13 protein-coding genes are annotated in these 11,119 nt (G+C 68.7%); 12 read left to right on the top strand and 1 reads right to left on the bottom strand.

The window, feature by feature from the left end; all coding sequences use genetic code 11:
* The 8 genes from A5713_RS10020 to A5713_RS09985 all read left to right on the top strand — a co-directional run.
* Nucleotides 1–350: cytochrome P450 (locus A5713_RS10020; protein ID WP_156751830.1), on the top strand; the 350-nt coding region annotated here is incomplete at its 5' end.
* A gap of 1 nt (nucleotide 351) precedes the next feature.
* Complete coding sequence (locus A5713_RS10015) at nucleotides 352–1,320, top strand: zinc-binding dehydrogenase (RefSeq protein WP_068095146.1); 969 nt, start codon at nucleotides 352–354, stop codon at nucleotides 1,318–1,320.
* Nucleotides 1,317–2,078, top strand: coding sequence for an HpcH/HpaI aldolase/citrate lyase family protein (locus A5713_RS10010; RefSeq protein WP_068095142.1), 762 nt, complete (start codon nucleotides 1,317–1,319; stop codon nucleotides 2,076–2,078). The genes A5713_RS10015 and A5713_RS10010 overlap by 4 nt, the downstream gene beginning before the upstream one ends.
* The gene (locus A5713_RS10005; protein WP_068095139.1) at nucleotides 2,075–2,809 is read left to right on the top strand and encodes an SDR family NAD(P)-dependent oxidoreductase; all 735 of its coding nucleotides are present in this window, start codon (nucleotides 2,075–2,077) and stop codon (nucleotides 2,807–2,809) included. The genes A5713_RS10010 and A5713_RS10005 overlap by 4 nt, the downstream gene beginning before the upstream one ends.
* An 80-nt stretch (nucleotides 2,810–2,889) precedes the next feature.
* Nucleotides 2,890–4,083 carry an enolase C-terminal domain-like protein gene (locus A5713_RS10000; RefSeq protein WP_068095136.1) on the top strand — a complete coding sequence of 398 codons (1,194 nt, stop codon included), beginning with the start codon at nucleotides 2,890–2,892 and terminating at the stop codon, nucleotides 4,081–4,083.
* A 76-nt stretch (nucleotides 4,084–4,159) separates the two neighbouring features.
* A complete protein-coding gene (locus A5713_RS09995) occupies nucleotides 4,160–5,398 on the top strand; it encodes a hydroxyacid-oxoacid transhydrogenase (protein ID WP_231980326.1) in 1,239 nt (412 codons plus the stop codon).
* A gap of 3 nt (nucleotides 5,399–5,401) precedes the next feature.
* Nucleotides 5,402–5,875 carry a thioesterase family protein gene (locus A5713_RS09990; RefSeq protein ID WP_068095129.1) on the top strand — a complete coding sequence of 158 codons (474 nt, stop codon included), beginning with the start codon at nucleotides 5,402–5,404 and terminating at the stop codon, nucleotides 5,873–5,875.
* A 53-nt stretch (nucleotides 5,876–5,928) separates the two neighbouring features.
* Nucleotides 5,929–6,369, top strand: coding sequence for an SRPBCC family protein (locus A5713_RS09985; protein ID WP_068095126.1), 441 nt, complete (start codon nucleotides 5,929–5,931; stop codon nucleotides 6,367–6,369).
* Nucleotides 6,370–6,409: 40 nt separating this feature from the next.
* Here A5713_RS09985 and A5713_RS09980 read toward each other — a convergent pair whose 3' ends face one another.
* The gene (locus A5713_RS09980; protein ID WP_082972876.1) at nucleotides 6,410–7,096 is read right to left on the bottom strand and encodes a GntR family transcriptional regulator; all 687 of its coding nucleotides are present in this window, start codon (nucleotides 7,094–7,096) and stop codon (nucleotides 6,410–6,412) included.
* A 161-nt stretch (nucleotides 7,097–7,257) separates the two neighbouring features.
* Here A5713_RS09980 and fadD5 point away from each other — a divergent pair, with 161 nt between their 5' ends.
* The 4 genes from fadD5 to A5713_RS09960 all read left to right on the top strand — a co-directional run.
* Entirely contained in the window at nucleotides 7,258–8,898 is a 1,641-nt protein-coding gene (gene fadD5, locus A5713_RS09975; protein ID WP_068095124.1) for a fatty-acid--CoA ligase FadD5, read from the top strand.
* 248 nt (nucleotides 8,899–9,146) lie between these two features.
* On the top strand, nucleotides 9,147–9,962 hold the full coding sequence (locus A5713_RS09970; RefSeq protein WP_067922748.1) for an ABC transporter permease: 816 nt from the start codon (nucleotides 9,147–9,149) through the stop codon (nucleotides 9,960–9,962).
* A 1-nt stretch (nucleotide 9,963) separates the two neighbouring features.
* Complete coding sequence (locus A5713_RS09965; RefSeq protein ID WP_067922669.1) at nucleotides 9,964–10,833, top strand: ABC transporter permease; 870 nt, start codon at nucleotides 9,964–9,966, stop codon at nucleotides 10,831–10,833.
* A 5-nt stretch (nucleotides 10,834–10,838) separates the two neighbouring features.
* On the top strand, nucleotides 10,839–11,119 hold a 281-nt coding region (locus tag A5713_RS09960), incomplete at its 3' end, for an MlaD family protein (RefSeq protein ID WP_156751829.1).

The raw sequence follows: 11,119 nt of genomic DNA, 5'->3' as shown, positions 1-11,119 counted from the left end.
GCGCGCCGGCGCAGTGGTTCGCCCGAACAGCACGCAAGCCGTTCACCATTCACGGCGAGACCATCCGGCCGGGGCAGCGTGTCATCACGCTGCTCGCCTCGGCCAACCGCGACGAACGCGAGTACCCCGAACCCGACGAATTCCTCTGGGACAGGCCCATCCGCCGCTCGCTTGCGTTCGGCCGCGGCCAACACTTCTGCATCGGCTACCACCTGGCCCGGCTGGAAGTCGCCGTGCTGCTGCAGGAGTGGCTGCGCAGGGTGCCCGATTTCGCGATCCAGTCCGACGCCGCCCGGCGGCTCCCCTCCAGCTTCCAATGGGGATGGAACACCATCCCGGTGGAGGTCTGACGTGTGGTCCTACCGGATCGTCGCCCCCTACATGTTCGAGCGGACAACGATTCCCGAGAAGACACCCGAGTGCCTCGCCGACGGCGAGGTGCTGCTGCGATTCGCGGCGGCCGGCGTCTGCGGCAGCGACCTGCCGGCCTTCCACGGCGCCCGCGGCCGGCTTCCGGGCGACGACGGCGCCAACGCGGCCGAGAAGGACGGCTTCCCGATCCATGAGGTCGCCGGCGAGGTGATCGCCAGCCGGCACGCCGACCACCGTCCCGGTGACCGTGTGGTGGGCTGGGCTTCCGGGTTCGACGGCATGATGGAACGCGTGATCAGTGACGGCGACGGGCTGGCGCCCTACGACCCGGCGCTGACCCCGGCGCAGGCGGTCGGCCTGCAACCGCTGGCATGCGTCCTGTACGCCCTCGAGCAACTGCCGGACCTCGCCGGCAAACACGTCGTGATCATCGGCCAGGGCTCCATCGGCCTGCTGTTCTCCTATGTCGCCAAGGCGGCCGGCGCGCGTCGCGTCACCGGCGTCGACCCCGTCGACCGGTCAAGTCTGGCAGCGGCATTCGGCGTCGACGACGCGGTGCGCGCCACCAGCGACCGCTGGGTGAGTCAGCTCGCGGCCTCCGACCGGGCCGACGTCGTGATCGAGGCCGTCGGTCACCAGGTGGCCACGCTGGGCCACGCCCTCACGGCCGCCGCGCCCGGCGGCACGGTCTTCTATTTCGGCGTCGCCGACGACGACGCCTATCCGATCAGCATGCGCACCATGCTGCGCAACAACCTGACGCTGAAATCCGGTGTCACACTGGACCGCCGGCGGATGCTGGAGCTCGCGGGGAAGTTCGCCGCCGAACATCCCGAACTGCTCGCCACCTACCTGACGCACACGTTCGGCGTCGACGACGTCCAGGCCGCCTTCGAGTTGGCCTGCCGCCCGGTCCCCGAGCGCGTCAAGATCGCGATCGCGCAATGACCGACGACTCGCGGAGCGCTTTGCGGCGGGCGCTGAACCGGGCCACCCCGATCTGGGGCGGCTGGATCACCGGGCCCACACTGCTCGGCCCCGAGGAATTCGCCTGCGCCGGTTACGATTACGTGGGTTTCGACGCCCAGCACGGCTACCTCGACGACGCCGACATCGCCGGCATGCTGCGCCAAACCGAACACCTGCCCATCGGCACCGTGGTGCGGCTGCCCAACGCCGACGCCGCGCCGATCGGGCGCGTGCTCGACGCCGGAGCCGACGCCGTCGTCATCGCCATGATCGAGTCGGCGGACCAGGCCGCCGCGGCGGTGGCCGCCACCCGCTACCAGCCCACGGGCATCCGCAGCTTCGGTCCGCTGCGCGCCGGCCTGGCGCGCGACACCGCCGCGCTCGAGTCGCGGGTCAGCGTGTTCGCGATGATCGAGACGTCCGCGGCGCTGTCCGGCCTCGACCAGATCTGCGCCGTCGACGGGCTCGCCGGGCTCTACGTCGGGCCCGCGGACCTGGCCCTCTCGCTGGGTGTGGGCGTGGACGGCGCGACCAGAGATCCTGCCGTCCTGGATGCCATCGTGCGAATCCAGCGGGCCGCCAACGAGGCCGGGCTGGTGACCGGCATTCACGCCGGGAACGGCACCACGGGGCGCGCCATGGCGAAGCTGGGGTTTTCCATGATCACCCTGACCGCCGAATCGCACGCGCTGCGGCGCGGGGCCGCCGAGCACCTGCGAGAGGCGACGGAACCATGAGCGCCGATCGACGCGTCGCACTGGTGACCGGCGCGGCCGGCGGCCAGGGCTGGGCCATCGCCAAACGCCTACGCGCCGAAGGCTATTCGGTGGCCGCCTGCGATCGGCGCGCGCACGAACTTACCGCCGCGGTCGACGAATTGGGCGACGAAGAGGTGATCGCGATCGAACTCGACGTCACCTCGGAGTCAGGGTGGCAGTCGGCCGTCGACACCGTGATCGACCGCTTCGGGGCGCTGACCACGCTGGTCAACGGCGCCGGCGTGCTGCACCGGGCATCGCTGGCCGACGAGACCACGGAGGGCTTCGAGAGTTCCTGGCGGGTCAACTGTTTCGGGGCCTTCCTGGGTATCCACGCGGCCCTGAATCACCTGCGCGCCGCGCAGCACGCCGCGATCGTCAACATCTGCAGCACCGGGGCCATCCGCCCGTTCCCGCACCACGCCGCCTACGGTTCGGCGAAGTGGGCCCTGCGCGGCCTGACCCAGAACGCGGCCGCGGAACTGGCGCCGCTGGGCATCCGGGTCAACGCCCTGTTCCCCGGGCCGGTCGCGACCCCGATGCTCGACGACGCCACTCAACTGCGGCTCGCCGCGTCGTCGGCGTTCGGGCGCATCGGCCGGCCGAGCGAGATCGCCGACGCCGTGGCGTTCCTGGTCTCCGAGCAAGCGTCGTTCATCACCGGCTCGGAACTGGTGGTCGACGGCGGCCAATGCGTGCAGATCCGGTGACGGCCCCCACAATGGCGATCCTCGGCGCGGGACCTTCGCCCCTACTCTGAGCGCGCGGGCCCTCGGCAGAATGTGTTGCCATGAAGATCACCGGCCTCGAGGTCGTGCCGTTCGAGTCGTTCGTCGATCGAATCTCGTTCGGCCAGCTGATGACCGACTACCGCGTGGTGCAGACCGTGACCAAGGTGCTGACCGACGAGGGGATCGAGGGCTACTACTTCGGCGGCCACTTCCATGGCGACCAGGACGGCCTGCTGCCCGGGGATCAGGCGATCATCACCCAATTTCTGAGCCCGCTGCTGGCCGGCCATGACCCGTTCGACCGAGCGGAGATCTGGCGGCAACTGTGGGCGGCGAAACTTCCCGAAAACGTTTGCAGCGCCATCGATCTCACGCTGTGGGACCTGGCCGGCCGGGTGGCCGGGCTGCCGGTGCACAAATTGCTGGGCGGTGCTCGGGACCGGGTCAAGGCCTACGCCAGCAGCTTCAACAACCTCGGATCTCCCGACGCATACGCCGCCCACGCCGTCGAATGCAAGCGGCAGGGCTACGCCGCCTACAAGATTCACCCCTACCACTACTGGAACCCCGCGACGGGCGAGCCCGCCCTGCCGCGGCCCTCCTATGTGGACTGGGACATCCGGGTGTGCCGCGAGGTCCGGGCCGCGGTGGGCGACGAGATGGTGCTGATGTTCGACCCCTGGGGCACCTACCACACGTACGAGGACGCGCTGCGCGTCGGCCGCGAACTCGAGCGGCTGGGCTTCTACTGGTACGAGCACCCGATGCCGGAATACCGCGTCGAGGCCTACCGGCGGCTGGGCGACGAACTCGACATCCCGATCTGCTCTCCCGAGATCGCCGAGGGCGGCATCTACACCCGGGCCGACTGGATCCTGCGCGGCGCCTCCGACATCAGCCGCATCGACGTCCTGCGCGGTGGAATCACCGGCGTGATGAAGCTGGCCGGAATGTGCGAGGCCGTCGGCATGCGGTGCGAACTACACATGAGCGGCTTCGGCAACCTGCAGGTCCTCGGCGCCACCAGCGAAGACGTCTGCGAATACTACGAGCGCGGCCTGCTCGGGCCGGGGGCCCGCTACGACACCGCGCCCCCGTACCTCAAGGCGCCGTGCGACCCGCTCACGTCGGACGGATTCGTCGAGATACCGTCGGCGCCCGGGCTCGGCTACGACATCCGCTGGGACTACATCGAAGCTCACCGCCTCCCGGATGAGGTGGTGGAACCCGTGGCGCCGCTGCACCCGAGATAATGGCCGGATGGCGTGCTGCGATTACCCGACTCCCTCAGCAGGCTGCGATGGGGCCTTCACTGTCGACGCGTCACGGGTGACGTTCGGGCGCGGCTGCCTCGCGGAGGTGGGTGACCGCGCCGCCGCGCACGGAGTGCGGCGGGTGGCGCTGTTCTCCGACGCCGGTGTGGCCGCGCTGCCGGTCTTCGCCAAGACGCGCGACTCGCTCGCCGCCGCCGGACTGGACGTGGTCACCTACACCGACGTCCACGTCGAGCCCACCGACGCGTCCTTCCGGGACGCGGCGGATTTCGCCCGGGAGCTCGAGCCGGACGGCTACGTGTCGCTGGGCGGCGGCTCGGTGATCGACACGTGCAAGGCCGCCAATCTGTATGCGACCTATCCCGCCGACTTCCTGACCTACGTCAACGCGCCCGTCGGTGACGGCAAACCCGTCCCGGGTCCGCTCAGGCCGCACATCGCGTGCCCCACCACGGCCGGCACCGGCAGCGAGGTGACCGGCATCGCGATATTCGATCTGGTGTCGCTCTCGGCGAAGACCGGCATCGCCTCTCCCGCGTTGCGTCCCACGCAGGCGCTCGTCGACCCCGACTGCACGGCGAGCCTGCCGGCCGAGGTCGTCGCCTCGGCGGGCCTGGACGTGCTGTCTCACGCGTTGGAGTCCTACACCGCGCGACCCTACGTCCGGCGTCCCGCACCCGAGCGGCCCAGCCTGCGGCCCATGAGCCAGGGCGCCAATCCCTGGAGCGATCTCGGTTGCCGCGAGGCGTTGGGCGTGCTGGGGCGGTTCTTGGAGCGTGCGGTACACGACCCCGCCGACAGTGAGGCACGCGAGCAGATGATGTGGGCCGCAACGCTTGCGGGCATCGCGTTCGGCAACGCGGGCGTCCACGCGCCGCACGGGATGGCCTATGCGGTGGCGGGGCTGGTGCAGGGCTTCCGTCCGACGGGCTACCCGGGCGACGAGCCGCTCGTGCCGCACGGCATGGCAGTCATCCTCAATGCGCCGTCGTCGTTCCGCTTCACCGCCGAAGTCAGCCCGGAGCGGCACCTCGAGGGTGCCAGGCTGCTCGGCGCCGACACCCGCGGTTCCGGCCCCGAGGATGCGGGCGAGGTGCTCGCCGCCGAACTCATCCGCATCATGCGGGCGGTCGGCATGCCCAACGGCCTTGGCGGGGTGGGTTACACCGAAGACGACGTGGTGGCGCTGACCGAGGGCGCCCACCCTCAGCAGCGCCTCCTGCAGAACGCCCCGAGGGAGATGAGCAAACCGGTTCTGGCGGAGCTGTTCCGGCAGGCGATGCGGTACTGGTAGACCATGACTTCAGCTCCCGCGGTCCCGACCCCGCCCGACGGGCTTACCAGCGACGACTTCCCGGTGCGCTGGCCGGTGGGTACCCGGTGGGCCGACAACGACATGTTCGGCCACCTCAATAACGCCGTGTACTACCAGTTGTTCGACACCGCGATCAATGCGTGGATCAACACCGGCACCGGGCTGGACCCGCTCACCACGCCGGCACTGGGCATCGTCGCCGAATCCGGCTGCCGGTACTTCTCGGAGCTGCATTTCCCCGAAAGCCTCGCCGTGGGCGTGGCGGTGACCCGGCTGGGCCGCAGCAGCGTCACCTACCGCCTCGGCGTGTTCCGGGCGGCCCAGGGCGAGCGGGCGCAGCCGATCACCGCGCTGGGCCACTGGGTGCACGTCTACGTCGACCGGGTCAGCCGCAAGCCGGTGCCGATTCCCGATGCCGTCCGCACCTTGCTGTCGACGGCGGTCGTCGACCGGTAGGCCGAGATCGCCCGTCGCAGCGGCTCTTTCGCGCCCCCGGCTATGCTTCGCCAATGCCAGTTATGAGCAAGACCGTCGAGGTCCGCGCCGACGCCACCAGGATCATGGCGATCGTCGCCGACTTCGAGGCCTACCCGCAGTGGAACGAGGAGATCAAGGGCCTGTGGGTGCTCGCCCGCTACGACGACGGGCGCCCCAGCCAGCTGCGGCTCGACACCGACTACCAAGGCATGCAGGGCATGTTCATCCAGGCCGTCTACTACCCGGGGGAGAACCAGATCCAGACCGTGCTGCAGCAGGGGGACCTCTTCACCAAACAGGAGCAGCTGGTCAGCGTGGTGGAGCTGGGCGACTCGAGCCTGCTGACCGTGGACCTGGACGTCGAGACCTCGATGCCGGTGCCCGCGCCGATGGTCAAGCAGCTGCTCAACAACGTTTTGGACCACCTCGCCGAGAAGCTCAAGCAGCGCGCCGAGCAGCTGACCGCGGGCTAGGTCCGATGGCGGCGACCCGCTTCGGCCGCGCTCGCGATCGCTAGGGGCCGGTGCGGTCCCGCATCTCGGTCAGCCGGGCCGCCGCGTCGGTGAACTGCCAGACGGTGTGCTCGATCACCGCCGCGGCGTCCCGCCGCCGCAGCGCGGCGATCAGCTGCCGGTGATTCTCGACGGCGGCCGCACCCCACTGTTGATCGGCCGCATACACCAGCACCGGCATGTAGCGCGCGGCGTTGAGCAGGAACCAGGCCAGCTTGATCCGGCCGCTCGCCTGATTGAAGACCCGATGGAACGCGAACTCGATGCCCGCGATGGTCTCGGCGTCGCTTGACCCGACGGCCGCGGCGAGGGACTCGTTGATGCGCTCGAGCTCGCCGATCTCGGCGTCGGTGATGTGGTCGGTGGCGGCGGCCGCCAGCTCCCTGGCGATGGTGGCCTGCAACCAGAAGATGTCCTCGATGTCCTGGCGCGTCAGAGGAAGCACGACGTGACCGCGGTGCGGTTCGAGTTGCACCATGCCCTCGCCGCGCAGCTTCAGCAGGGCCTCGCGCACCGGCGTGACGCTGACGCCGAGCTCGGCCGCGGTCTCGTCCAGGCGGATGAAGGTGCCCGGCCGCAGGGTCCCGGACATGATCGCCGCCCGCAGGTGTCCCGCGACCTCGTCGGACAACTGGGCCCGGCGCAGTGGCCGTCGGCTCCTCAGTCGCGTGGATATCGGTGCGTTCACGGGGGCTGCCAGGGCTTTCGGGGCTTCGTGGAGGTCGGTCTGAAACTTTTGTCGGGGCTTGTCAGCAGGGCGTTAAGGCCATAATGTGACCCAGACAACACCATGTTTTATCAAATATCAACCTGGCGCAAGCGGTGCGCGAGTGAAGGGGAAGGGTTGACTTGACCGCGCAATTGGCGAGCCATTTGGCACAGGGAACCGAACAGCCGTATCTGGCCAGGCGACAGAACTGGGTGACCCAGCTCGAGCGGCACGCCCTGATGCAGCCCGGCGCGACGGCGTTGCGGTTCCTCGGGAAAACCGTCACGTGGGGGGAACTGCGGGACCGGGTGGCGGCGCTGGCCGATGCGTTGAGCCGTCGGGGAGTAGGCTTCGGCGATCGCGTCATGGTCCTGATGCTCAACCGCACCGAATTCGTCGAGTCGGTGCTGGCGGCCAACATGCTCGGCGCCATCGCCGTCCCCCTGAACTTCCGGCTCACCGCCGCCGAGATCGCCTTCCTGGTTCAGGATTGCCAGGCGCGCGTCATGATCACCGAGTCGGTGCTCGCCCCGGTGGCCACCGGGGTCCGCGACGTCGAGCCCCTGCTGGGCACGATCGTCGTGGCCGGCGGCCCGACCGACGGCAGCGTGCTGGGCTACGACGACCTGATCGACGAGCCCGGGCCCTCGCACCGGCCCGTCGACATCCCGAACGATTCGCCGGCGCTGATCATGTACACCTCGGGCACCACGGGCCGCCCGAAGGGCGCCGTGCTGACCCACACCAACCTAACCGGCCAAACGATGGCCGGGCTGTACACCAACGGCGCCGACATCAACAGCGACGTCGGGTTCGTCGGCGTCCCGTTCTTCCACATCGCGGGCATCGGCAACATGCTGACCGGGATGCTGCTCGGCACGCCGACGGTGATCTACCCGCTCGGCGCGTTCGACCCGGGGCAGCTGCTCGACGTGCTGGCCGAGGAGAAGGTCACCGGGCTCTTCCTGGTGCCCGCGCAGTGGCAGGCCGTCTGCGCCGAGCAGCAGGCGCGCCCGCGCGACCTGAGGCTGCGGGTGATGTCGTGGGGGGCCGCGCCGGCGCCCGACGCGCTGCTGCGCGAGATGTCAGCGACGTTCCCCGGAACCCAGATCCTCGCCGCGTTCGGCCAGACCGAGATGTCGCCGGTCACGTGCATGCTGCTGGGCGAGGACGCGATCCGCAAACGTGGATCGGTCGGCAAGGTGATCCCGACCGTGGCCGCCCGCGTGGTCGACGAGAACATGAACGACGTGCCGGTCGGCGAGGTCGGCGAAATCGTTTACCGCGCACCAACTTTGATGAGCGGCTACTGGAACAACCCGCAGGCCACCGCGGAGGCGTTCGCCGGCGGCTGGTTCCATTCCGGAGACCTCGTCCGGATGGACTCCGAAGGCTACGTGTGGGTGGTGGACCGCAAGAAGGACATGATCATCTCGGGTGGCGAGAACATCTACTGCGCCGAGGTGGAAAACGTGCTGGCCAGCCATCCGAACATTGTCGAAGTCGCAGTGATCGGGCGTTCCCACGACAAGTGGGGCGAGGTGCCGATCGCGGTGGCCGCCGTCGCCGGCGACTCGCTCCTGCTCGACGAGTTGGAAGAATTCCTGACCGAGCGGCTGGCGCGGTACAAGCATCCCAAGGCGCTCGAGATCGTGGACGCGCTGCCGCGCAACCCCGCCGGCAAGGTCCTCAAGACTGAGCTACGGATTCGTTACGGGTCCGCAAATATCGACGAAAATCGTTCCACCACAAAAGGTTTCACTGCCAGAGAGGAAAGCTGACGGAAACTGTAACGTTTGCCCGTTGTTGACGAAGGGTTAATTGTGCAGATGCAGTTCACACGTGCATGGCCATCGGGTACATTCCTGTGGTCTCCGTTACTACTTGCCAGTAGGGAGCCGATGGTCACACACGGTGGTTGGGGCGAGGCGGGGGCAGCCCTCGACCGCGAAGCGGCAAGGGGGCGAGGCGTGCGACACGACCCGCCGTGGCGCCGGGAGGCGCGCGGTACCAGCTGGAGGGGGCAGCGGTGACTTCAACGTCGGCTAGTCGGCAGGGCCCCTATTTGGTGGGTTACCTGCGCGACCAGCTGCAGACACCGCTGACGCTCATCGGCGGGTTTTTCCGGATGTGCGTGCTGACCGGACGGGCGCTGTTCCGCTGGCCGTTCCAGTGGCGCGAGTTCGTCCTGCAGTGCTGGTTCATCATGCGGGTGGCATTTCTGCCGACCATCATGGTGTCGATCCCGCTGACCGTCCTGTTGATCTTCACACTCAACGTGCTGCTGGCGCAGTTCGGCGCCGCCGACCTCTCGGGCGCGGGCGCGGCGATCGGTGCCGTTACCCAGCTCGGTCCGCTCACCACGGTGCTGGTGGTGGCCGGCGCCGGTTCGACGGCGATCTGCGCGGATCTGGGTGCGCGCACCATCCGCGAGGAGATCGACGCGATGGAGGTGCTCGGCATCGACCCCATCCACCGGCTGGTCGTCCCCCGGGTGATCGCCGCGACGCTGGTCGCCACCTTGCTCAACGGCCTGGTGATCACCGTCGGCCTGGTCGGCGGCTACCTGTTCGGCGTCTATCTGCAAAACGTCTCGGGTGGCGCCTACCTGGCGACCCTGACCACCATCACCGGCCTGCCGGAGGTGGTCATCGCGACGGTCAAGGCAGCGATCTTCGGTCTGATCGCCGGGCTGGTCGGCTGCTACCGCGGGCTGACGGTGCGCGGCGGCTCCAAGGGCCTGGGCACCGCCGTCAACGAGACCGTCGTGCTCTGCGTCGTCGCGCTGTATGCGGTCAACGTGGTGCTGACGACCATCGGCGTGCGGTTCGGAACGGGCCACTGACATGTCGACCGCTGCCGTATTACGCTCCCGCTTCCCCCGGGCGGCCGAAAACCTCAACCGCTACGGCGGTGCCGCGGGGCGCGGCCTCGACGACATCGGCCAGATGGCCTGGTTCGGGGTGGTGGCCCTCGGGCACATCCCGCACGCGCTGCGCAACTACCGCAAGGAGACACTGCGGCTGGTCGCCCAGATCGGCATGGGCACCGGCGCGATGGCCGTCATCGGCGGCACCGTCGCGATCGTCGGCTTCGTCACCCTGTCAGGTAGCTCCCTGGTCGCCATCCAGGGTTTCGCCTCGCTGGGCAACATCGGCGTCGAGGCGTTCACCGGCTTCTTCGCCGCGCTGATCAACGTACGCATCGCCGCCCCGGTCGTCACCGGCATCGCGATGGCCGCCACCGTCGGCGCGGGCGCGACGGCCGAGTTGGGCGCCATGCGTATCAGCGAAGAGATCGACGCCCTGGAAGTCATGGGCATCAAGTCGATTTCGTTCTTGGCGACCACCCGGATCATGGCCGGTCTGGTGGTCATCATTCCGCTTTACGCGCTCGCGATGATCATGTCTTTCCTGTCCCCGCAGATCACCACCACGGTGCTCTATGGGCAGTCCAACGGCACCTATGAGCACTACTTCCGGACGTTCCTGCGTCCCGACGACGTGTTCTGGTCGTTCCTCGAGGCCATCATCATCACGGCGGTCGTGATGATCACCCACTGCTTCTACGGCTACAACGCCGGCGGCGGGCCCGTCGGCGTCGGCGAGGCCGTCGGCCGATCGATGCGTTTCTCGCTGGTGTCGGTGCAGGTCGTTGTTCTGGCTGCTGCGTTGGCGCTCTACGGCGTCAACCCCAACTTCGCGCTCACGGTGTAGCCGCCATGACATCGCCAGTGAAGGTCAACGCCCCCCGGAAGCCGCCGTACAAGCTGGCCGGCGCCGCGGCGCTGATCATCGCCCTGGTGGCGCTGGCCCTGGTCTACGGGCAGTTCCGGGGGAACTTCACGCCCAAGACCGAGTTGACGATGTTGGCGTCGCGGGCCGGGCTGGTGATGGATCCGGGTTCGAAGGTCACCTACAACGGGGTGGAGATCGGCCGGGTGGGCAACATCGCCGAGACGGTGCGCGATGGCAAGCCGGCCGCCAAGTTCACCCTGGAGGT

This window comes from Mycobacterium sp. E2497, from assembly GCF_001668695.1.
Taxonomy (GTDB): domain Bacteria; phylum Actinomycetota; class Actinomycetes; order Mycobacteriales; family Mycobacteriaceae; genus Mycobacterium.
This window is presented reverse-complemented; position numbering and strand designations above follow the sequence as displayed.

Bases quoted from the DNA above. Each gene is read 5' to 3' on its own strand.
- A5713_RS10010 (WP_068095142.1), top strand. From the start codon at position 1,317: ATGACCGACGACTCGCGGAGCGCTTTGCGGCGGGCGCTGAACCGGGCC.
- A5713_RS10005 (WP_068095139.1), top strand. From the start codon at position 2,075: ATGAGCGCCGATCGACGCGTCGCACTGGTGACCGGCGCGGCCGGCGGC.
- A5713_RS10000 (WP_068095136.1), top strand. From the start codon at position 2,890: ATGAAGATCACCGGCCTCGAGGTCGTGCCGTTCGAGTCGTTCGTCGAT.
- A5713_RS09990 (WP_068095129.1), top strand. From the start codon at position 5,402: ATGACTTCAGCTCCCGCGGTCCCGACCCCGCCCGACGGGCTTACCAGC.
- A5713_RS09985 (WP_068095126.1), top strand. From the start codon at position 5,929: ATGCCAGTTATGAGCAAGACCGTCGAGGTCCGCGCCGACGCCACCAGG.
- A5713_RS09965 (WP_067922669.1), top strand. From the start codon at position 9,964: ATGTCGACCGCTGCCGTATTACGCTCCCGCTTCCCCCGGGCGGCCGAA.